Raw genomic sequence first — 22645 nt, forward strand, 5'->3', positions numbered from 1 at the left:
CGCGGCCGGCGGTCATGCGACGGGCAGGGCACTGGCGGCCTCGACGAGGTGGAGGGATTCCAGCGGGTGCATCGGCGGGTCCTCCCCCTCGGGCAGGCCGACGGCGGGAAGGTAGGCGCGCCGCGCCGTCGCCGGGTCGAGCAGGGCGACCCGGCGCAGCGCGCGGCGCGCCAGGTAGCGGTCGAGCCCGTCGGGGTCGAGGCGGAAACGGTAGGGATCGCTGTGCACGTTGTCGGGCAGGCGGTCCACCTTCAGCGACGGCAGCGTCACCTTGGACGAGACGAAGGTGAAGAGGCAGCGCCCGTCGGGCGCGCAGAGCCGGCGCATGTAGCCGAACAGGGCGTCGGCGGCGGCCGGCGGCAGGTACTCGGCCACGCCCTCGGCCACCACGATGGTGCGCGCCGGCGTCGGCGGCACGGCCTTGGCCAGCCACTCCCCGGCCCGGGCCGGCGACAGGTCGCCGCCGATGAAGCGCAGGTTGGGCCGCCGCCCCACCAGGTTGGCGGCGAGGCCGCGCTTCAGCCCCTGGCTCAAGGGCTGGTCGATCTCGACGAACAGCGCCTCGGGGTAGTCCCCCGACAGGCGCAGCGCCAGCGTGTCGAGGCCGGCCCCCAGCACCACCACCCGCCGGCCGCCGTCCTCCAGGAAGGCGCGCACCCGGTCGGTGATCCAGCGCTTGCGGTAGACCACGTGGCTGGCCATGCCGGGGCAGACCGCCTCGTGCCGGGCGAACCACGCCGCGACGACGGCCGGGTCCTCGGCGCCGCCCAGCACGCTGTCCGGCTTCACGGTCACGGCGCGGAAAATGCGCTCGGCGAAGGGGTCGGCGAAGACCTCGGCGTAGGCGGGATGGCGCGCCGCCAGCGCCACCGCGCCGCAGATGAAGAGGGCGCTGAAGCTGAGACCCGGCAGGCGGGCGGCGATCACGACCCGCCCTCCCCGCCCTTGCGCTGGCGCCAGCTTTCCTCCAGGGCCTTGAGGATCTTCTCCTTCGTCTCGTCCTTCCAGGCGCTGCGGTCGCGCGGGTCGGCCGGCAGCTCCCAGTCCGCCGGCGGCGGATAGGGCAGGCCGATGTTCTTGTAGATGTGGGTGACCATGGCGTCGAGGAAGCGGGTGGGCTCGTCGATGCGCCGCAGCTCGGCCAGGTCCCCCTCCGACAGGCCGAGGCCGGCGATCATCTCCTTGGCCTGCGCCATGGCCCCCTCGAGCCGCTGGCGCACCGCCCTGGCCTGCGCCGTCTCGGGCGGATGGACATGCCGCTCCATGACGGCGCGGTAGTGCTCCAGCGGCAGCGGCTCCTCGTCCAGATCCTCCTGCACGATGAGGACGTGGGGCAGCTCCTTGCGGTACTCGAAGGAGCTCACCCGCGCCACGCCACGCCACACCTGGACCAGCTTCTCCGCGTCGACGTCGACCCAAACCGTGTCGAGGTTCATCGGCGGCTCGAAGAACGTCAGCGAGCCGTCGGGTTCCAGCCGGTTCACGAAGAGCCGCACCCGCACCTCGGCCAGGCGCACCCGGAACGGGTTGAAGTCGGGGTGCATGTTCTCGAAGGTCAGCACCTCGTCGCCACGGTAGAAGCCCATGGCCTGCTGGTCCTCGGGGGCCGCGTTGTAGGAGGTCCAGTCGAAGTCGACGGGCTTGCGCGGCCGCTCGCGGCGCATCCAGTCGACCCCCATGGCGCCCATCTTCTCCTGGCGCAGCGGCGACCATTCGCTCAAGGGGGCGAAGCCGACGACGGGCGGCTCGTCCTCGATGTCGCGGATCAGGCGCTCGGGATCTTCCACATTCGGCACGGGGATGCGGCCGTCGGGGTAGAGGTCCCAGACGTTGTAGCGGCCCTTGCCGAGCGGGTTGTGGATGTAGTCGACGCCGCCGAAGGCGTTCTCGTAGCGCAAGGGCATGCGGGTGAAGGGTTCCGGCTCGGTCATGGTGAAGCGGCCGTCCTCGCCTTCGATCCAGTAGCGGTCGCCGAACACCGCCAGCACCTTGCGGTGGTTGCCGATGGTGAAGGCGACGTCGACCCGCGGCACGGGAATGCCGTCGGGGGCGTGGCAGCTGCCGACGGCCATGGACTCGCCGACCGGCTTGAAGGTGGCGAAGTCGCCGGGGTAGTGGCTGCTGGTGTGGGCGCCGTCGTGGTAGGGCCGGCGCAGGCGCGGGTGCTCCTGGTCGCGCCGCTCCAGCGGCAGGGCGCGCCGGTTGTGGCGGGCGCGGAACGTGCCCTTGACGATCAGGGTCAGGACGTCGTTGGGGGAACTGACCGTGCCGCGCGCCCAGGCGTGGCGGAACGGGGTCTCGTTGAACACCTTCATCGCCGGTCTCGCATGTCGCTCCGCAGCCCCGTCACTTCTTGCCGACGAGGTGGCCCGCCCCCTGCTTGGCCGCCGCCTGCAGGAGCTGCTTGATCATCTCCTCGCGGCCGCCGGCGAAGCGGGTCTTGCCCTGCGCCTTGGCGGCGTCGAGGAACTCCTGGTGCTGCTTCTGGCCGGCGAACTCCTTGTCCTGCCACTGGTCGCCGAACTTGTTCTGCAGCACGGCCTGGCGCTTGCCGGCGACCCAGCGGTGGTATTCCTTGACGGCGAGGAGCTTGCGCTTGATCGCCTCGTGATCGACGACTTTCGGCATCGGCGTGGTCCTTTGAAGCAGCGGGCGGGTCAGACGGTCGGGCAATCGACCGAGGCGTTGGCGGCGCGCGCGTCGACGCCGCCGGCCCCGGCGGCGTTCTCCACCGCGGCGGCGGTCTCGTTCACCGTCTCGGTGGCGCCCGAGGCGCTGTCGCCGGACTGGCTGGCGCCCTGGGTGCTGTCGCCGGCCTCGCTGGCGCCGGTGGTGGAGTTGGCGCTCTCCTCCGCACCGGCGATGGTCTTGTTGCCGGCGGTGCCGTGCTCGCCGTTCACCTGGTGGTCGCCGTTGATGATCTTGTCGCCCTCGTGGGTCCAGCTTCCCACGCTGTTGACCTCGGGGGCGGTGATCTCGATGACGGGCGCCACCATGGTGATCCCCTCCTCGGTGAGGAGGATGAAGGTCTCCGGCCCACAGAAAATCTTGATCGGTTCCATCGTCTGCTCCTTGGAGCCTCCCGGGCTCCCTGTCCGTGCCGCTTGCCCCAGCCGCTCAGCTTTCGATCAGTCGGTCTACGTTCTTCGTGCCGGTGGCGATCGCGGTTCCCCCGGCGATGATGTGCCCACCGACCGCTCCCGCGCCCGACGACCAGCTTCTGCCGTGCCAGGTCTTGGCATCGTCGGCGGACTCCTTGGATTCCTCGGCGGATTTCTTGGCGTGCTTGGCGTTCTTCTTGGCATCGTCGGCGGCCTTGCGGCTCTTGTTGGCCTCGTCCTCCGCCTTCTTCGCGTCGTCCGCCTTGCCCTTGGCCTCGTCGGCCTCCTGGCGCGCCTGATCCGCCGTGTCCTTGGCGTCCTTGGCGTCCTGCTTCGCCGCGTCAGCCTTCTCCGCGGCCTCCGCGGCGTCCTTGTCGGCCTGGTTGGCCTTTTCGCCGGCCTTGACGGCGTCGCCCTCCGCCTGCTGAGCCTTCTTCTCGGCCTCTTCGGCGTTGCTTCTCGCCTGCTGGGCTCTCTCTTCGGCTTGTTGCGCTTCCCGTTCCGCCTTTTCGGCGTCCTCGACGGTTCCCTTGCCCTCGTCCGCCGCCTTGCGCGCGGCCTTCGCCTTTTCAGCGGCCTCCTCGGCATCCTTCGTGGCGGCCTCCGCCTCCTTGCCGGCTTTCTCGGCGTCCTTGGCGGTACTGCGCGCCTTGTCGCCGGCGGCTTCGGCCTCCCTTCCGGCATCCTCGGCCTTCGTGGCTGCGTCTTCGGCCTCGCTCTTCGCCTTGGTGGCGGCCTCCTCGGCGTCCTTGGATGCCGCTTCCGCTTCTTTGGCCGTCTTCTCCGCCTTTTCGGCGTCCTCGCCGAGCTTCTTCGCGTCGCCGGCGGCCTTCTTGGCGTTCTCGGCCTCCTTGGCCGCCTTCTCCGCCTCCCCGGCGTGCTCTTCCGCCTCCTTGGCCGCCTTCTCCGCGTTCTCGGAGGCCTTGGCCGCCTTCTCCGCCTCCTCGCCGGCCTCCTCGGCGTTCTTGGCGCGGCGGGCCGCGACGTTCGCGGTTTCCGCTTCCTTGGCCGCCTTCTCCGCCTCCTCGGCGCTCTTGGCAGCCTTCTCGGCCTCCTCCTCCGCCGCGTTGGTGGGCGGCGCCGACGCACCGAACGTCATGTGACCGGAGCCGACGCCGCTGGTGGCAGCGGCCATGATGGCGATCGGTGCGACGATGGCGAACACGGCTTCGGCGATGCTGATGGACGTCGACATGGGATCGAGGAGCTCCATCATGGATTCGAAGCTCTTGTGCTCGTCGTCCAGGCCCGTCTCGAACTGGGTCTTGGCATTCTCGTCGAGGTGTCCCAGCAGCGGGCCGATCCGCTTCTGGATCGCCTCCTCGTCCTCGAGGTTGGCGCAGGCCTTGTACTGGATGGTGACGTAGCAGGCGAAGGCCGCGGCGTGCAGCACCATGGCGGAGTAGGTGATGGCCTTGCCCAGCGGCGTGTTGATGTGCGCCTGCCCCCCCTCGTAGAGGGTGAACTTGTCGCCGGCGATCTCGATCGACGGGCCGAAGGTGGCCTCGAACTTGGTGCCGAAGGTGAACTCGGTGGCATCGCCGTAGAAGTGGCCGGACTGGAAGCCGGCGTTCAGCTCGATGGTGCCGGACGCGTTGGTCTCCATCTTCGTGCCCTCGAAGACGCCGACGCTCAGCGCCTGGGCCACGTCGACGACGGTGCCGACCTTCAGGTCGATGCTCGTGCCGTTGTTGTACTCGGCGACGTAGCTGTTGCCGTCGCTGTCCGACCAGCACATCTCGAAATAGGTGGAATGGTCGTCGTTGGGGATGATCTTGACGACCTCCTGCCCGTCGACGACCGTGTACAGGTTCCCCTTGGTCTTGATGACGGCGTCGCCCGAACCGGGCGATTCGGCATCGCCGCGGGCCTGGAGGTACACGGTGTCGGCGTTGACGACGAAAGCCTTCTCCACGCTGTCGATGCTGTAGCCGTCGGTGCGGCGCATCCGGGTGTCGGAGGTGTATTCGACCCACCCCGTGGACTCCGTGATCTCCTTGCCTTCCTTGGACTCCGACATGTCGATGATGCCGAGGTAGGAGGCCACCGACGCCGCCATGTAGGTGGCGATGGTCTGCTCGACCGCCGTGTAGGGAGCCGGGACGTCCTCGTCCGCCTCCACCGTGCCCATGCGCAGGTAGTCGGCGGTGCCGTCGCCCTCGTCGGGGACGTAGATGTGATAGCTGGGCGCGCGCTCGTCCTCGTCCGACCCGCCGTCGTCCTCGTCGTCCTCGCCGTCGTCGCCCTCCTCTTCAGTGCCGAAGAGCGGACGTTGCGCCGGCAGGGACGCCCGCAGCTCGTCGACCACGGCGCGCCACCCGGCACCGGCCGCCGGCCCCTGCATGGGGCGCTGGGCGCCGAGACCCGGACCGGCACCGTCGTCGGCCGCGTCGTCAGCGGCGCCGGGGCCGTCGAACATCTCCATGCGGATGCCGCTGGCGGTGTGGACCAGGTTGGAGGTGTGGTTGCGCGCCGTCACCGGGCTGCGGGACAGGGCGTTGGGCACGGCGCCGAGGATGATCGGCCGGTCGGGGTTGCCGTCGATGCACGACCACACCACCTCGGCGTCCTTGCGCAGCGGGAAGTGCATGCCCTGCTGCCGGCCGGCGTAGGGCTGCGCCATGCGCATGAACTGCGAGCCCTGGAACGGCCCGAGGCCGGAGACGTCGAACGGCACCTGGACCTTGTAGCGGCCCTCCTCGTCGATCTCGGCGCGCTCGCCGCCGCCCTGGCCGTCGACGTGCGAGTGCATGATGCCGGTGATGCGCGGGCGCGGGGTCAGCCGCTCCGGCCGGAAGACGACGTCGGCGGGCATGCAGGTGAAGCTGTTGCGGTAGCCGGTCCACGGCGCCACGCCGCCGCCCGCCGTCCCTTCCGCCTCGGCCGGGGCGGCGCCGGTGTGGCGCACCTCGGTCACCAGATAGGTCCGGTTGAAGCGGTCGCGGAAATGGTCGGCCAGGCGGAAGCCGTAGCCGGCGGTGAGGAAGATGTCGAAGCCGTCGCCGTGGAACAGGACCTTGCGCGCCAGCAGCTCCTGGGCGCGGATGCGGGCGAGGAAGTCGCCCTCCTCGGGCGTGCGGAAATGGTCGTTGTACTCGGTCACCCGGCCGACGCCCCGGGGGTCGACCTCCGCTTCGGCCAGCAGCGGCACGTGCGGCATGCGGTAGTTGTAGTCCTTGAGCAGGACCGTGCGCGGCATGCGCCGCACCACGCGCTCGAAGCGGACCACGGCCGTGCCGTCGCCCGCCGACAGGCCGCCGTCGGGGCGGAAGGACAGCACCGCGTCGGGGCTGAGCGGCGGGAAGGACAGGTTGGAATCGCCGACCACCATGGTCTCCCGTCCCGCGTCCTGGCGGAAGACGTAGAAGATGCCGACGTGCTCCAAGAGGCGCGACACGAAGTCGAGGTCGCTCTCCTCGTACTGCGCCACGTGGTCGCGCGCGGGGTAGTCCGCGTACAGCGCCGATTCCATGTAGTCGGCGCCGAGGCCGACGTCGGCGGCGCCGGCGATCTTGGCGAAGGCGATGTCGGGAAAGGCGATCGGCTCGCCGCCGCCGTAGATCTGGTTGGTCCGCGACAGCGACAGCAGCCACAGCCGCGGCACCAGCGCCGCCCGGTAGACGTAGGAGGCGTTGGGCCGCGCCGGCCCGTCGACGAAGTCGGCGACCACGCCAGTGATCGTGCGCTCGTCCCCGTAGCGGCGCAGCACCAGCGTCGCCGGCTGGCTGAGCACGGCGTCGAAGTCGATGTCGGGGTCGGCGCTGACCAGCTCCAGGTCGAAGCGGTAGGGCCGCGAGATCGCCTCGACGCCGTCGAGCCGTGTCACGCGGAAGGTGTTCCTGGGCAGGCCCTCGACGAAGAAGTCGAAATCGATCTGGTAGGTCATCGCGCCAAACCTTCAATCGTCGCAAGGGGGAGGGGGCCGGAACGCATCATCGTCACCGTCTGGGCGGCGTGACGCCGTCGGGGTTGAGCTTGGCGTTCACCGCCCCCGCGAGAGCCTCGGCGAAGGCCGCGGGATCGCTCGTCCGGGCCAGCGCGGCGGCGGCGGCCGGGTCGAGGCCGAGCGCCGGCAGCGCCGCCCTGGCCCTGGCCAGCGCCGCCTCGGCGACGGCGTCGAGGCCCGGCATCAGGACACCGTCCGCGGCCCGCAGGGTGCGCATCCGTTCGGCCGCCTCGGCCAGCGTCGGCGCCGGCCCGGCCAGTGGCCCGGCGGTCACCAGCAGGCCGCCCTCGGCCACCTGCGGCGGCGCCAGGCCGCGCCACACCAGCACCGCCTCCTCGGCGTCGACGTCGACCCACAGGGTGTCGAGCGCCATGGACAGCGCGGTCAGGCCGTCGCCCCGCTCGTTCGCGTCGGCGAAGCAGCGGACCGCCAGGCCGGGGAGCTGGGTGCGGTAGGGCCGGAGCACCGGGTGCATGCCCTCGAACACCAGGACCTCGTCGCCGCGCAGGTAGCCGTCGATCTGCTGGTCGTCGGGGGCGGCGTTGTGGAAGGACCAGTCGAAGTCGGCCGGCGGCAGCGGCGCGCGGCGGCGCGCCCAGGCCTTGTCGCGCGTCCCCTGCTTCTGGGCGCGGAACAGGGAGGTGGCGGGCAGCGCCGCGAAGCCCACCGGCACCGGCTCGGCGTCGGGATGGCCGATCAGGTTGTCCGGATCCTCGACGTTGGGCAGCGGGAAGCGCAGCCGGCCCTCGGCGTCCATCTCCTCGGCGCGGCCCTTGCCGAAGGGGTTGCGCAGATAGTCGGGGCCGCCGAACGCGGTCTCCCAGCGGATCGGCATCCGCTCGAAGGGGGCCGGCGGTGACAGGGCGAGCCGGCCGTCGTCGCCCAGCACCCACTCGCGGTCGCCGAACACGGCGAGGCGCTTGCTGCGCCCCCCCACCGTCACGGCGACCGGCGCCGCCGTGACGGTCCGCCCCGCCGGCGCCCAGCACTGGCCGACGACGATCACGTCGGCGCGCGGCTTGAACGGCACCAGGTCCGAGGGATAGCGCAGACTCTTGGCGGCGCCGTCGGGATAGGGCGCATCGGGGCCGGGCGCGCCCTGCAGGGCGGCCGGCAGCGGCCGCGCCGCGCCCTCCGGCACCAGGCCGACGGACGCCTTGACGATCACCGCCACGGCGTCGTCGGGGGCGCGGATCGACGCCGGCAGGGTGGCGACGGCGAAACGGGTCTCGTTGAAGGTCTGCATGTCCGTGGTCTCCCCGTCAGCCGGCCGTCGCCCGGGCCAGGTTCGGCAGATAGGCGGCGAACCACACGGGCTTGCCGCCGGGCAGCACGTCGCGCACCAGCCCCGTCAGGGCGCGGCACGTGCGCTCGAAGAAGTCGGCCATGCGGGCGTCGCCGGCGCGCACCTCGGTCAGCACGATCTCCGCCATGGTCCAGCCCGTCAGCACGAAGAGGGCGAGGCGCTCCACCGGCGTGGTGCCGAGCAGCTGGGTCGCCCCGCGGTCGAGGCGGGAGAGCCGCTGCGCCAGATTGTCCGGCGTGTTGGCCTCCAGCCCGCCGGCGCACAGCCGGCCCGCCATCCGGCCCAGCATCTCGGCCAGCGCGGTGCGGTCGGCGGCGATCAGCAGGTCGATCTGCGAGCCGTCGGCGAAGGTGATCTTCTTCTCCTTGTGCAGCCGCGTGTAGGCCGGCTGCTGGTCGATCAGCCGGTTCAGGACGTCGGCCGTGGCGGGATGCGGCGTGCGGACGGTCATGGCGGTCACAGGTTGTAGCGGGAGACTTTGTCGATCAGCGCCCGGCGCGAGATGCCGAGCTCGCGGGCGGTGCGGCTCTGGTTGCCTCCCAGCTCGTTGAGGCGCTGGGCGATCAGCGCCGCCTCGTAGCGCTGCACCTGCTCCTTCAAGGACTGGCCGGCCGCCACGGGCAGCACCGGCGCCACCCCGTCCAGCAGGTCGGCCGGCAGGTGCGCCGGACCGATCATGCCGGTGGGATCGGCCAGCAGCACGGCGCGCTCGACGATGTTGCAGAGCTCGCGGACGTTGCCGGGGAAGCGGTAGCGCAGCAGCGCCTCGTAGGCCGGCGGCGCGAAGCCGGCGACGCTCTTCTGGTAGCGCCCGGAGAACACCTTGAGGAAGTGGAACAGCAGGTCCGGCACGTCCTCGGGCCGTTCGCGCAGCGGCGGGATGCGGATCGGGAAGACGGAGAGCCGGTAGTAGAGGTCCTCGCGGAAGCGGCCGTCGCCGATCATGCCGCGCAGGTCGCAGTTGGTGGCGGCGATCACCCGCACGTCGATCCGGCGGCTCTCCAGCGAGCCGAGCGGGCGCACCTCGCGCTCCTGCAGGACGCGCAGGATCTTCGACTGCAGGCCCAGCGGCATGTCGCCGATCTCGTCGAGGAACAGGGTGCCGCCGTTGGCCGCCTCGAACAGGCCGACCTTGTTCTCGGTGGCGCCGGTGAAGGCGCCGCGCTTGTGGCCGAAGAACTCGCTCTCCAAGAGGTGTTCGGGCATCGCCGCGCAGTTCTGCACGATGAACGGCCGGTCGTGGCGGTGGCCGGAGCGGTGCAGCGCGTTGGCCACCACCTCCTTGCCGGTGCCGGTCTCGCCCTGGATCAGCACGGTGACGTCGGCGTCGCGCAGGCGGTCGACCAGCGCCATCACCTCGCGCATCTGCGGGCTGGCGGCGATCAGGGTGCGGATGCTGACGCTGCGCTCGGCGACGCGGCGCAGCCGGCGGTTCTCCTGCTCCAGCTCCTCGTTGGAGCGGCTCAGCGCGCTGACCAGGCTCTGCTTGTCGGCCAGGAGCTGGGCGTTGTCGACGGCGAGCGCCGCCTGCCCGGCCAGCGCCCGGGCGAGGAGCTGGCGCTCCTCGCCGAAGGCGCCGGCGCCGCCCGGCTCGCCGAACAGCACCATGGCGCCGACCGACTGGCCCTGCCGGCCGAGCAGCGGCACCGCCAGCAGCGGCACCCCCCGCTCCCCCGCCAGCCGGCCGAGCAGCGGGATCGGCTCGAGGCGGAAGCCGGTGTAGGCCGAGACGTCGCCCAGGGTCACCGCCCGGCCGAGGAACACCGTGTGGGCGGCGACCTGGGCGTCGTTGCGCTGGTCGCCGAGGTAGAGCGGGATCGGGGCGAAGGGCACGGTGGTGTGCGGCTCGCCGTCGACGACGGCGGCCTTGGGCACGAGGTGCTGCTTCATGCGGTCGAGCAGGTAGACGATGCCGGCCGCCCCGTCGGTCAGCCGGCACAAGGTGCCGACGACGCGGTGGAGCAGCTCCGGCAGGCTCTGCTCCTGCGACAAGGTCGAACCCACCTCCAGAAGGGCATTCAACGTCGCCATCGTCCCCGTCCCGTTCATGACGCGCCGTCCCGCCGTCTCGGCCCCGCCCGCGGCCTCAGTCACGGAAGACGAACTGGAAGCCGCCGGAGGCGTCGAGCTCCAGCTCCAGGGCCGAGGGCAGCCGCTCCTCCGACAGGCGCTCCAGCAGCGCCGTCGACACCTGCGGCAGCAGCGTGCGGTTGATGATGAAGTCGATGTTGCGGGCCCCCGTCTCGACCTCGGTGCAGCGGTCGACGACCTGCTGGACCACCGCGCCGGAGTAGCTGAAGGCGATGCGGTGCGCCGAGGCCAGCCGCTTGCCCAGCTTGTCGAGCTTCAGGCGGACGATGCCGCCCAGCGCCGCGCCGCGCAGCGGGAAGTAGGGGACGATCGACATGCGGGCGAGCAGCGCCGGCTTGAAGTGGCGCGACAGGATCGGCCGCACCGCCTCGGCGATCTCGTCGGCGGTGGGGCGCGGCTCGCGCAGGCCGAGCTCGGTGATCGCCTCGGTCGCCAGGTTCGAGGTCAGGAACATGATGGTGTTCTTGAAGTCGATCTCGCGGCCTTCGCCGTCGTTGAGGGTGCCCTTGTCGAAGACCTGGTAGAAGAGGTTCATCACCTCCAGGTCGGCCTTCTCGCACTCGTCGAGCAGGACCACCGAATAGGGCCGCTGGCGCACCGCCTCGGTGAGCTGGCCGCCCTCGCCGTAGCCGACGTAGCCCGGCGCCGAACCGATGAGGCGGCTGACCGAGGCCTTCTCCTGGAACTCCGACATGTTGACGGTGACCATGAAGCGCTCGCCGCCGAACATCAGCTCGGCCACCCGGGTCGCCGTCTCGGTCTTGCCGACGCCGGACGGGCCGACCAGCAGGAACACGCCCATCGGCGCCGTCGGGGTGTTGAGGCCGGCCTTGGCGGCGCGCAGCCCCTGGTCGATCACCTCGATGGCGTGGTCCTGGCCCTTGACGTTGGCCAGCATGTGGTCCTTGAAGCCGAGGACGGTCTGGGCCTCGTCCTTGACCATGCTGCCGACCGGGATGCCGGTCCAGTCGGCGATCACCTTGGAGACGGCGACCGGCGTCACCTCGTAGTCGATCAGGCCGTGGCGGTCCTGCACCCGCGCCAGCTCCGCCTTGGCCTCATTGAGCGCCGCCTGCAGCGCCTCCGGCGTGTCCTCCGCCGCCGCCTCGGCGGCCGGTTCGGCGGCGGCCGGTCCGGCGGCGGCCTTCTTGGCCGCGACGTCGAGACCGAGCTTGCGGCGCAGCTCGAGGATGCGGGCGACGGCCGCCTTCTCGTTCTCCCAGCGGACATTGAGGTCGGCCAGCTCCCGCTCCAGGCCGGCGATGTTGCCCTCCAGCTCGGCGCTGCGGGTCGCCAGATCCTCCACGGCGGTGCCGGCCGCCACGTCGCGGGCGATGGCGTCGAGCTCGCGGCGGAGCTCGCGGATGCGGCGCTCGCGGTCGTCGATGGGGGCGGGCTTGTTGCTGAGCGCCAGCTTGACCCGCGCCGCCGCGGTGTCGAGCACGTCGACCGCCTTGTCGGGAAGCTGGCGGCCGGTGATGTAGCGGGCCGCCAGGCGCGCCGCCGCCACCACGGCGTCGTCGCGGATCAGCACGCCGTGCGCCTTCTCGAAGCTGTCGCGCAGGCCGCGGATGATGGTGACGGCCTGGTCGGGCGACGGCTCGTCCAGCTTGACGAGCTGGAAGCGCCGGGCCAGCGCCGGGTCCTTCTCGAAGTACTTCTTGTACTCCGACCAGGTGGTGGCGGCGACCGTGCGCAGCTCGCCGCGCGCCAGCGCCGGCTTCAGCAGGTTGGCGGCGTCGCTGCCGCCGGCCTGGCCGCCGGCGCCGATCAGGGTGTGCGCCTCGTCGATGAAGATGACGAGCGGCTTGGGCGAGCCCTTGATCTCGTCGATCACCCCCTTCAGGCGGTTCTCGAACTCGCCCTTCACGCCGGCGCCGGCCTGCAGCAGGCCCATGTCGAGGCTGAGCAGCTCGACCCCCTTGAGGAAGTCGGGCACGTCGCCCTCGACGATCTTGAGGGCCAGCCCCTCGACCACCGCGGTCTTGCCGACGCCGGGCTCGCCGACGGCGATCGGGTTGTTCTTGCGGCGCCGGCCGAGGATGTCGACGATCTGGCGGATCTCGGCGTCGCGGCAGAACACCGGGTCGATCTCGCCCTTGCGGGCGCGCTCGGTGAAGTTGATGGTGAAGCGGGCGAGCGCGGAATCCGCCGCCGGCCCGGCCGCCGCGGCGCCGGCGGCCGGGCCCTGGCGCTCCCCGGTCATCACCACCGTCTCCTCGCGCGAGCCGGCGGTGGCGTCGAAGAAGGCCTTCTTCAGGTCGGCCGGCGCGATCCCCGCCAGCTCGTCCATGTGCGGGCCGCTGCCGTAGCGCGGGTTGGCGAGCAGCGCCAGCAGCAGCACGCCCGAACGCAGCTCGGCCAGGCGCAGCTCGATGGAGGCGAGCAGCCAGGCGTCGGCGAACCACTCCACCAGCAGCGGCGAGAACACCGGCTTGCCGCCGTTGCCGGCCTTCAGCCGCTCCAGGCCCGCCTCGACGCTGCGCTGGAAGCGCGCGGGGTCGGCGCCGAAGTGGCGCAGGATCAGGGCGACGTCGCCCTGGGGGTCCTCGACCAGGCGGGCGAGCATGTGCTCGATGGTCACCTCGTAATGACCGCGCGACACGCACGCCCCGGCGGCCCCTTCCAGCGCCTGCTTGGACGGACGGTTGAGACGGCCGAGAAGCGGCTTCAGTTCGACGTTGATCATGCCATCCTCGCTGGTGCGCTGGGTCTTCAGTGGGATCGGGGCGGGGCGTCGTCGCCGGAGACGACGACGGTCGGGTCGGCGCCGGGCGGGCCGAGCCAGGTGCCGAGGCCGAGCCGCCCGTTGACGCGGCTGCCGAGGCGCGCCTCCGGCGCCTCCCCGCGGTCGAGCACCAGGGCGACGTCGGCGGTGAGGTGGTCGTCGGCGACGAGGCGGATCAGGCGGCACAGCGCGCCGTGGCGCGGCGTGCCCGGCAGGAAGGAGTCGAAGGTGGCGCGGTCGAGCGGCCCCAGCACCACGCGGAAGCGGCCGCAGAGATCGCGCACGCTGCGCCCGGCGACCGTGTCGGCGCCGAGCGTGCAGGCGTGCCGGCCGAGGCAGGCCTGCTGCTCGCGCAGCACCGGGGCGCGCCGCGGCACCCACTGCTCGATGCGCACCGGCACGCCCTCGAAATAGGCGGCGAGGATGCGCTCGGCGGTGGCGGCGGAGCGCCGCCGCAGCGCCAGCAGCCCGACCAGCGGCAGCAGCCGCGGCCAGTCCAGGCCGTCGTCGGCGCGCACCGCCGGATCGCCCAGGCCGGCGAGCGCCAGGAGCTGGCGCGACGGCTCGTCGGTCGCCCCCGGCTCGTAGCGCAGGGCGTGGCGGTACTTCAGCCAGGCGCGGTAGAACAGCGCGACGAAGCGGTGGTTGAAGAGGTCGAGGAAGTCGAGGACGTTCTGCGCCTCGTCCTCGCCGCCGCGCAGCAGGTTCTCGGTGTAGTGCGGCGGCAGCGGCGACGCCGGCCCGTAGAGGCCGAGGAAGCTGACCGTCATGCGCCACAGCGGGTCGTCGCCGCCGGCGTGGCGGCCCGCCTCCAGCGCCAGCACGTCGGCGGTGGGAAAGCCCAGGGTGGCGGCGGCGCGGAAGCGCACGCCCTCCTCCTCGGCCGGACCCAGCCCGCCGACCGGCGCCGCCGCGGGCAGGGCGCGCTCCAGCAGGCGCACCGCCTGGAAGAAGGCGAAGCGCTCGGGCTCCTCGGCCAGGGCGGCGGGCGCCGCCGCGGCCGTCAGAGCATCGGGTGCTGTCCGGACGTCGGCGTCCATTGGAACTCCGTGTTGCTCTCGACGGCCCGCACCGTCAGGCGGTGCATGGCGTTGATGCTGGCGTACTCGGTGAGGAAGCGGTCGTAGACCGAGCCGAACAGGAAGACCTCGCCGAGCCCGCCGAAGCGGCTCTCGGCCACCGTCAGGGTGACGTCGACGAGGCGGACCGGGATGCCGCGCACCAGCCAGTGGCGCGGCTCCGCCGTCACCGCCTGGATGCCGCCCAGCATCAGCTCCTGGCGGTCGCGGGCGCGGGCGTCGAAGATCGCCGGCCGGTCGTGGATCGCCAGCACCGCGCGCAGGGCGTCGATGCGGGTCAGCGACAGGTGGTTGAGCGACACCGCCGAGATCAGCCGCCACAGCAGGCCCCGCTCCACCGGCGGCGGATAGCTCTGGGTGCAGGGTGCGATGTTGCGGAAGGTGGCGTAGGTCGGCGCGCTGCTGGTCGGCCGGCTGATGCCGCCGACCGGCACCAGCGCGCCGAGCGCGCCGTTGGAGCAGGTGACGGCGACCGCCACCACCTCGGCGTCCGGCGTCGCCGGCCGGTCGCCGGAATCGACGAAGCTGATCCAGGTGTCGACCTGGCGGTCGGTGGTCGAGGCGCGCAGCCGGCGGCGGTGGTAGGTGCGCCCGCCGGCGTGGGCGGCCAGGCTCTCGAAGGCGGGATAGGGGATGCGCTCGCCGCGCCCGCGCGCCAGCCCCTCGACCCGGTCGATGGAGAACACCTCGTAGTGGCGCGGGTCGGCGCCGGAGACGCGCAGGCGGTGCTCCACCTTGGTGTCGTCCAGGCGGATGGGGTCGGCGTCGCGGGCGAACAGGTTGACCACCGGCGTGCAGTTGGGGGCGAGCAGGCCGCGGTGGGTGCGCACCTCCGCCGGCATCGGCCGGTTGAAGCGGATCCGCAGCACCGCCGACCGCCCGCCCGCCCGGGCCAGCGGCTCCAGCCCCGCCAGCTCGACGAACATCAGCTTGCCGGGGAAGGCGAAATAGTCCTGCAGCAGGGAGAAGCCGGGGAACGAGGTGGCGCCCTGCGGCAGCAGCAGGTCGTCGGCGGCGAGCCCCACCGGCTCCACCCGGCCGCGCGGCAGAGCGACCGTGGTGCCGCCGACCTCGGCCTGAAGCCCGGCCACCTGCCGGTTGAGCCAGAGGTAGAGGGTGCGGCCGATCAGCGGGTCGCGCTCGGCGTCGATGTAGAGGCGCAGCCGGTCGGCGCCGGCGGCCGCCCAGGTCATCCCCTCCATCAGGTCGAGGCGCAGGTGCAGCTCCGACGCCGTCGCCGTGCTGGAGATCGACAGCTCGCCCACCGACAGCGGCATCAGCCGCACGGGGTAGACGGTGCGGAAGCGGCAGGCGGTGCCGTCGATGGGGGCGGCGTCGAGATAGGTGCCGCGGGCGATCGTCTCGCCCCCCGAGACGGCGCCGGGCACCGGGGTGAACTGGACGATCGACATGGCCGGCACCGGGCGCAGGTGGTGCGGCCACAGCATGTCGACGAAGGAGTGGGCGACCTCCGGCAGCTCGTCGTCGAGCTTCTGGCGCAGCCGGCCGGACAGGAAGGCGAAGCCCTCCAGCAGCCGCTCGACGTCGGGGTCGTTGCTCTCGCGCGCCAGGAACGGCGCCAGGTTGGGGTTCTCCCGGGCGAACTCCGCGCCGAGGCTGCGCAGGTAGAACAGCTCGTCCTGGAAGTAGCGGTTGAAGGTCATCGCCGGCCGCCCCCGTTCACCGCAGCCGCACGAAGCCGTCGTCGCCGAGGACGGTCTCGAAGGTCATGGTCTGGCCGTCCTCGGTCAGCTCGGCGGCGATGCGGTAGCACAGCGCCAGCGGGTTGTCGGGGTCCGGCAGGTGGCTGATCTTGGGGTTCTTCAGGCGCGGCTCGTAGGCGCGGATCGTCGCCTTGAGCTCGCGGGCGATGACGTCGATGGCGTCGGGGAACTGCAGCGCCAGGTCGTTGAAGTCGGGCATGCCGTAGTCCGGCAGCATCGCCGAGCTGCCGCGCCGGGTGTTGAGCAGGTTGCGCAGGTTCTCCATCACCGACGCCGTCAGCGCCCCGGCGTCGGTCTTCAGGCTCTGCCGCCCCGCCAGCTCGGGACGGGCGAGCCGCTCCAGCAGCCCGTATTCGCGCGCCATCGCCGCCTCCCCCCTCAGGCCGGCACGTCGAAGGTGAGCCGCTGGCCGCCGAGCACGGCGGCGCCGGTGCGCACGACGATGTGGGCCAGCTTGGCGCCGGGCGCGTCGGGATCGTCGACGATCCGCGCGGCGACGCCCGCCCCCGGCCCGCTGTCGGCGACCAGTCGGGCGAGCAATCGGCCCAGCCGCTCCTCGCGCGCCGTGTCGTCGTCGCCGGCCAGCGCCTCGCCGAGCCGGCCGGACAGCCACTTGGCGACCTCCGCGGCGAGAAGCTGGTAGGGCAGGCTGCTCAGCATGCGCGCCTCCGCCGCGTCCCCACCCGTGACGTGGACCGGCCGGTGCACGGTGGGCGCCCGGACCACGACGGCCCGGTCCTCGTTGAGGCCGCCGGCCAGCGCCAGCACACCCGCCTCGGCGAAACCCTCGGCCTGGGCGATCGACAGCGGGACCTCCAGGCCGCTCACCACGCCGCCGCCACCGGCCGACGGCCCGACGGGAAGGTCCTCGAGCGCGTGCCGCGGGCCGGCGATCTCGGTCGGCCAGCCGGTGGCGGCGGCGCTGCGGGCGACCAGCACGGCCAGCGCCCAGGCCGGGCTGCCGAGACGGTCGGGCAGACGGTCGCGGCTGCGCGCCGGCACGCGGATGCGGTTGAGGGCGGCGACCAGCCAGCGCGCGCCGTCGTGCGCGCGCAGGGCGTTCCAGCGGTCGTTGCCGTCGAGGCGCGAGAAGGGATCGCGCAGGCTCGCCAGATCGGCCATGGAGGACAGGCCGAACAGCGCCGGCCCGACGCCGACGACGACCGGGGTCTGGATGGCGTCGGCGTCGTCGGCGATCGCCTGCAGCCGGTCGAGGTCGGCGGTCGAGCCGTCGAACTCGTAGGCGAGAACCGCCAGGGTCAGCGGCGGCTCGACCAGCCCGCTCTCCTCCGGCCGGCGGACGACGCGGCGGAAGGCGTCGACCACCTCCTCCCTGGGCGCCGAGGCGACGGCGACGCGCACCCCGGCGCGCGCGTCGGCGCGGTCCACCAGCAGCTTCAGGCCGCGCCACGCCGCCTCCACCTCGGCCAGCCGCGGCAGGGCGGCGACGGCGGCGACCTGCTCCTCCAACGCCGCCTCGACGCGGGCGAGGGCCGGCGCGGCGTCGGGCACGGCGCCGGCGCGCCCGCCGCCCACCAGCCCGCCCACCAGGGCGTCGAGCGCCGCGCGCGCCTGCTGCGGCACGGGCGCCGCGGCCGGCGTGTCGACCATGGAAAGCAGGGAATCCAGGTCGTCGCCGCCCGGCGGGGCGTCGCCGCCCCGGGGCGGGGCGGCCGGCGACGGTGCCGCGGCGGACGCCGCCGGCGGTGCGGCCCCGGCGGCGCGCCAGGCGGCGACCGCCGGCGCCAGGGCGGCGAGCCCGGCCACCGCCCCGGCCGCCGCGTCCACCGCGGCGGGCGTGCCGGTGCCGCCGCACAGCGCCGTCAGGGCATCGCGCAGGGCGACGGCGGCGGCGATCTCCGGCACCCGGACGGCGATGCGGTCGGCGCGGAAATCGGCGAGCTCGCGCACCGGCGCCTCGACCACCGTCACCCCGCCGGCCGCGCCGGACAGGCGGTCCGGCACCGCCAGGGTGAGGCGGACGTCGAGGGTCGCGAAGGCGGCGGCGAAGCCCTCCTTGTCGACGGGGAGCGCGGCCTCGGACGGACGGCCCGCGCCGAAGTCCGCCAGGGCGACCAGCCGCGTCGGCTTGCCGGCCACCCCCGGCCGCAGCTCGGGCGCGGCGTCGGAAGCGTCGTCGCGCCGCAGGCCGAAGGACAGGCCGATGCTGCCGGCGCTGGTGTTCTCTGCCATGGTGGTGGTCCTGCACTGGAAGGCGGCCGGCGCGGCGCGGGCGCGACGGAGGGGTGCGGGACGGCCGGCGCGGGGGCACCGCCGGCCGTCCCGGAGCGACCGGTCCGGACGCCGCCGAAACCTCGGCGGCCGGACCGCGGGATCACGCCTTGTCGAGCTTGCCCTTCAGGGTCAGCGTGAAGTCGGCGCCCATGTACTTGAAGTGCGGACGCACGGCCATGTTCACGCGGTACCAGCCGGGCTCGCCCTCGACGTCGGACACCTCGATGAGGGCCTGGCGCAGCGGGCGCCGGCTGCGCACGTCGGCCGACGGGTTCTCCTGGTCCGAGACGTACTGCTTGATCCAGTTGTTCAGCTCGGTCTGGAGCTCCGGCGCCGACTTCCAGCTGCCGATGTTCTCGCGCTGCAGGACCTTGATGTAGTGGGCCAGGCGGTTGATGATGAACATGTAGGGCAGCTGCGTGCCGAGCTTGTAGTTCAGCTCGGCCTCCTTGCCCTCGGCCGAGTTGCCGAAGAACTTCGGCTTCTGCACCGAGTTGGCGGAGAAGAAGGCGGCGTTGTCGGAGCCCTTGCGCATGGTCAGCGCGATGAAGCCCTGCTCGGCCATCTCGTACTCGCGGCGGTCGGAGACCATCACCTCGGTCGGGCACTTGGTCTCGATCTGCCCCATGGACTCGTACTGGTAGAGCGGCAGGTCCTCCACCGCGCCGCCCGACTGCGGGCCGATGACGTTCGGGCACCAGCGGTACTTGGCGAAGCTGTCGGTCAGCTTGCTGGCGAAGGCGAAGGCCGTGTTGCCCCACAGGTAGGACTGGTGCTTGCCGACGACGGTTTCATTGTAGTTGAAGGACTTGACCGGGTTCGACTTCTCCCCGTAGGGGAGGCGCAGCAGGAAGCGCGGCGCCGTCAGGCCGACGTAGCGGCTGTCGTCGGACTCGCGGAAGGACTTCCACTTGGCGTACTGCGGGCCGTCGAAGATGGAGGACAGGTCCTTGAGCTGCGGCAGCTCCTCGTAGCTCTTGCAGCCGAACATCTCCGGCGCGGTGGCGCCGATGAAGGGCGCGTGACTCATGGCGCCGACGCTGGCCACGTACTGCAGCAGCTTGACGTCCTGGGCGCCGGGGCCGAAGTCGTAGTTGCCGATCATGGCGGCGAAGGGCTGGCCGCCGAACTGGCCGAACTCGTCGGTGTAGACGTGCCGGTAGAGGCCGGACTTCACCACCTCGGGCGCGTCCTCGAAGTCCTCCAGCAGGGACTCCTTCGAGACGTTGAGCAGCTCGACCTTGATGTTCTGGCGGAAGTCGGTGCGGTCCACCACCAGCTTGAGGCCGCGCCAGGCGGACTCCAGCTTCTGCACCTGCTCGTCGTGGAGGATCTGGTCGAGCTGGTCGCCGATCTTCTTGTCCAGCTCGGCGATCATCACGTCGACCAGGTCCTTGTGGACCTTCTCGCCCTTGTTCGGGCTCTTCAGCAGCTCGCCCAGGAAGGCCTCGATGCCGCGCTTGGCGACGCCGTAGGCGTCGTCCTTCGGGGCGAGCTTGGTCTCCGCCAGGATGTCGTCCAGCAGCGAGGTTTCCTCGACGGCGGTGGCGGCATTGCCGGCCTGCAGCGCTTCGGTGTCGGACATAACCGTTTCCCTGTCCTGTATCTTCGGTGGCCGCGCGCGGCGCGTGTTATTTCGGCTCGGTGGCCAGCTTCAGCTCGTCGAGGAGCTTGCTGCGGGCCGCCTCGTCGCCGAGCAGCGCCTCGATCTTCTTGCGGAAGGCGGGGACGTTGCCGAGCGGGCCGCGCAGCGCGTTGAGCGCCTCGCGCAGCTCCAGGAGCGTCTTCAGCTCGGGCACCTGCTCGGCCACCTGCTCCGGCTCGAAGTCCTTCAGGGACTCGAACTTGAGCGAGACCGAGAGGTTGCTGTCGTCGCCGGCCAGCGTGTTCTTGACCGAGGTCGTCACCGCCAGGTTCTGGCTGCGCATGACGTCGGTGAAGTTGTCCTTGTCGACGTTGATGCGCTGGCGCTCCTCCAGCGGGGTGTCGTCCGGCCGCAGCGTGTAGTCGCCCAGCATCAGCAGCTTGAGCGGCAGCTCGACCTCCTCCTTGGCGTCGCCGGTGGCCGGGCGGTAGCGGATGTTGACGCGCTCCTTCGGAGCGACCGAGCTTTCACTGGACATGGCCGAGGGGACTCCCTGGTGGTTGGCGGCACGGGCCGGATGGACGGAAAGGGATCACGGCGCCGCCCGGATGGGGGCGGAGCGGAACGGGGTCAGGCGGCGGCAATCGACAGGGCCTCCGCCACGTCGAGGCGCGCCAGTCGCGCGGTGAGCTTGGCGACGCGGGCGCGCCGCGCCACGTCCTCGGGCCGCGGCGCCGCCGCCGGCGGGGGCGGCAGGTTCGGGTTGACGGGTGCCGCGGCGGCCGGGCCGGTCTTGGCGTAGCAGGCCAGCAGGTGCCTGGCCGCGTCGACCACCATCTGCGGCTCCCAGCGCTCGAGGTCGTGGGCGTCGATGGCGTCGTCGAGATGCTCCAGGATGGCGGTGGCGACGGCGTGGCGGCCGAGCTCGATGCAGAACAGGGCCTGCGCCAGGTCCCAGTGGCAGCGCGCCCGCTCGCCGTCGGCCCGGCGGCGGCCGTCGGCCAGCAGCGCCGCGGCGTCGGCCGTCTTGCCGCCGGCCGCCAGCGTGCGCGCCTCGGCGAGCGCCGCCTCCCATTCCGGCCGCTCGGCGCCGCCCCCGGCACCGCCGCCGCCGGCCAGCACCTCGCTCTGGATCCAGCTCCGGGTCATCGGGTCGGCGAAGGGGACGCCGTTGGCGAAGCTGAGCTCCGGCAGCGTGGGGAAGCGGCGCAGCAGGTCGCCCAGCGAGCCGACCACGGCGCCCCGCGCCGCCGCGAACTCGGGCCCGAGCGCCGCCAGCGCCGTCGCCGTCAGGCGGTGGGCATCCAGCCAGAACAGCGCGTTGCCGAAGCTCTTCTCGATCTCCGGGACGGCGTCGCGGGGATTGCCGGCCTGCACCATGTCCTGGAGCTGCTTGATGCGGTCGGCCGGCGGGCTCATCAGCGGGGTCTTGCCGCCCTGGCTGGGCGGCGGCTGGGTCAGCACGATCCAGCTCGCGAAGCGCAGCATCTGGTAGGGGCGCGGGTCCGACAGGCGCTGCTCCAGCAGCACCTTGGCGAGCGCCTTGAGGCTGCCGGCGACGGTGCCGAGCGCGCTGTCGATCTGCTCGCCCGACGCGCCGGCGGCCACCGCCACCGGGGCGACCGCGGGCACCGCCACCATTGCAGCCGGGGCCGCCGCCGGAGCCGGGACCGGAGCCGGGCTGGCGGCCACGGCCTGGGGCGCCGCCGCGGGGGGTGGCCCGGCAGGGGGAGCGGCAAGGGGAGCGGCGGGAGCGGCGGCCGGCGGCGGGGCGCTCTCGGCGGCCGTCTTGGCGGCGGCCTCGCGGGCGGCACGCTCCGCCGCGGCCTTGGCCTTGCGCTCCTCCTCGGCGGCTGCGGCGTCGAAGGCGGCCAGCGGAGCGCGCAGCATGCGGACCGACGGCTGGCCGTCGGGCGGGGCGCGTTCCCCCCACAGGGTGGCGACCTCCTGCAGCAGCTCCAGGCAGCGGCGGGCGGCGGCGGCCTCGCCGGCGGACAACGGCGGCGCCGCGGCGGCCTCGTCGACGAGGCGGTCGAAGATCGCCGAGCCGCCCTCGCCGAAGCGGGCGACCAGGGGCGAGCGCATCTCCTGCGCGGCCGCCGGACCGAGGCGGACGGCGATGTCGGGGCCGAGCTTCTCGCACAGCCACTCCAGCGCCGCGACGCGGCCGCGCATGCGCCGGGGCAGCGGGAAGAAGCCGTCCCAGAAGGTGGCGACGATGTCGCGCACGACGGTCAGCCCGGATTCCAGCCCGTCGAGGCCGGAGCGGCGGTACAGGCCGTACGCGACGTACGCCGCGATCAGCAGGTCCTTGGAGCGGTTGGCCAGCACGTCGGAGCCGCCGTCGACCACGAGCGCCCAGTCGACGGCGCCGGGCCCGTCCTGCTCCATCTTCTTGACCTCGTCGACGATGAGGTCGTAGCCCGGCTCGTACTTGGCGTCGGCGCCGGCCGGCGCCTCCGGGGAGATCGGCGTCCGGCCGACGGTCATCGTCCTTTCGAGGCTGTCCATGACCGGAATTCGCCTTCTAGCCCGTGCGGGTTATTCATATGAGAGCAAATTACCGCACAACAGGGTAGTCGGCAACCCACTCGTGGTATTAAACTCGTGTAATTAGACGAACATTTTCTTTTCGTCATACGGTTGGGGAGGGGTTTCAAGATTGTAACCGCTGCAGCGGCGAGGTGGCCGACATAAGGCGAAACCGCAGGCATTGAATAAACGTTAAAGCCGTGCCGGCGCTTGGTGTGAAAAGTCTTGTCACCGCAATGGAAGATGGTCGTGGCGCTTCGTCCGCCGCAGCGCGGAGGCGAAGGGGTTCGCGACGCCGGGACGACGCGGTCCCAGAAC

At 72.3% G+C, this 22645-nt stretch carries 16 protein-coding genes; all 16 read right to left on the reverse strand.

Annotation, left to right across the window (positions count from 1 at the left end):
- Positions 1–12 precede the first annotated feature (12 nt).
- The 16 genes from ACSBPG_RS05140 to ACSBPG_RS05215 all read right to left on the reverse strand — a co-directional run bounded on the left by ACSBPG_RS05140 (position 13) and on the right by ACSBPG_RS05215 (position 22306).
- Positions 13–927: a class I SAM-dependent methyltransferase gene (locus ACSBPG_RS05140; RefSeq protein ID WP_435536044.1), complete on the reverse strand. Its 915-nt coding sequence runs from the start codon at positions 925–927 to the stop codon at positions 13–15.
- Complete coding sequence (locus tag ACSBPG_RS05145) at positions 924–2315, reverse strand: DUF2169 family type VI secretion system accessory protein (protein WP_435536045.1); 1392 nt, start codon at positions 2313–2315, stop codon at positions 924–926. The genes ACSBPG_RS05140 and ACSBPG_RS05145 overlap by 4 nt, the downstream gene beginning before the upstream one ends.
- 31 nt (positions 2316–2346) lie before the next feature.
- A complete protein-coding gene (locus tag ACSBPG_RS05150) occupies positions 2347–2628 on the reverse strand; it encodes a hypothetical protein (RefSeq protein ID WP_435536046.1) in 282 nt (93 codons plus the stop codon).
- A gap of 29 nt (positions 2629–2657) precedes the next feature.
- Positions 2658–3062, reverse strand: coding sequence for a hypothetical protein (locus tag ACSBPG_RS05155; RefSeq protein ID WP_435536047.1), 405 nt, complete (start codon positions 3060–3062; stop codon positions 2658–2660).
- A 55-nt stretch (positions 3063–3117) separates the two neighbouring features.
- Entirely contained in the window at positions 3118–6987 is a 3870-nt protein-coding gene (gene tssI, locus ACSBPG_RS05160) for a type VI secretion system tip protein TssI/VgrG (protein WP_435536048.1), read from the reverse strand.
- Between the two features lie 52 nt (positions 6988–7039).
- Entirely contained in the window at positions 7040–8293 is a 1254-nt protein-coding gene (locus tag ACSBPG_RS05165; protein ID WP_435536049.1) for a DUF2169 family type VI secretion system accessory protein, read from the reverse strand.
- A 16-nt stretch (positions 8294–8309) separates the two neighbouring features.
- Entirely contained in the window at positions 8310–8804 is a 495-nt protein-coding gene (locus ACSBPG_RS05170; protein ID WP_435536050.1) for a hypothetical protein, read from the reverse strand.
- Between the two features lie 5 nt (positions 8805–8809).
- Positions 8810–10384 (reverse strand): sigma 54-interacting transcriptional regulator, encoded by a 1575-nt coding sequence (locus ACSBPG_RS05175; protein ID WP_435536051.1) that lies wholly within the window; start codon positions 10382–10384, stop codon positions 8810–8812.
- Between the two features lie 55 nt (positions 10385–10439).
- A complete protein-coding gene (tssH, locus tag ACSBPG_RS05180; protein ID WP_435536052.1) occupies positions 10440–13133 on the reverse strand; it encodes a type VI secretion system ATPase TssH in 2694 nt (897 codons plus the stop codon).
- A 26-nt stretch (positions 13134–13159) separates the two neighbouring features.
- Positions 13160–14212, reverse strand: a complete 1053-nt coding sequence (gene tssG, locus ACSBPG_RS05185; protein ID WP_435536053.1) for a type VI secretion system baseplate subunit TssG — start codon at positions 14210–14212, stop codon at positions 13160–13162.
- On the reverse strand, positions 14176–15915 hold the full coding sequence (gene tssF / locus ACSBPG_RS05190) for a type VI secretion system baseplate subunit TssF (RefSeq protein WP_435536054.1): 1740 nt from the start codon (positions 15913–15915) through the stop codon (positions 14176–14178). The genes tssG and tssF overlap by 37 nt, the downstream gene beginning before the upstream one ends.
- Positions 15916–15931: 16 nt before the next feature.
- Complete coding sequence (tssE, locus tag ACSBPG_RS05195) at positions 15932–16339, reverse strand: type VI secretion system baseplate subunit TssE (protein ID WP_435536055.1); 408 nt, start codon at positions 16337–16339, stop codon at positions 15932–15934.
- 14 nt (positions 16340–16353) lie between these two features.
- Positions 16354–18168, reverse strand: a complete 1815-nt coding sequence (locus ACSBPG_RS05200) for a type VI secretion system contractile sheath domain-containing protein (RefSeq protein WP_435536056.1) — start codon at positions 18166–18168, stop codon at positions 16354–16356.
- 142 nt (positions 18169–18310) lie between these two features.
- Positions 18311–19795: a type VI secretion system contractile sheath large subunit gene (tssC, locus tag ACSBPG_RS05205; RefSeq protein ID WP_435536057.1), complete on the reverse strand. Its 1485-nt coding sequence runs from the start codon at positions 19793–19795 to the stop codon at positions 18311–18313.
- A gap of 46 nt (positions 19796–19841) precedes the next feature.
- On the reverse strand, positions 19842–20333 hold the full coding sequence (tssB, locus tag ACSBPG_RS05210; protein WP_435536058.1) for a type VI secretion system contractile sheath small subunit: 492 nt from the start codon (positions 20331–20333) through the stop codon (positions 19842–19844).
- Positions 20334–20425: 92 nt separating this feature from the next.
- On the reverse strand, positions 20426–22306 hold the full coding sequence (locus ACSBPG_RS05215; RefSeq protein ID WP_435536059.1) for a TssA family type VI secretion system protein: 1881 nt from the start codon (positions 22304–22306) through the stop codon (positions 20426–20428).
- Positions 22307–22645: the final 339 nt, after the last annotated feature.

Origin of the sequence: Azospirillum sp. ST 5-10, assembly GCF_051225715.1 — a bacterium.
In the GTDB taxonomy this organism is placed as follows: Bacteria; Pseudomonadota; Alphaproteobacteria; order Azospirillales; family Azospirillaceae; genus Azospirillum.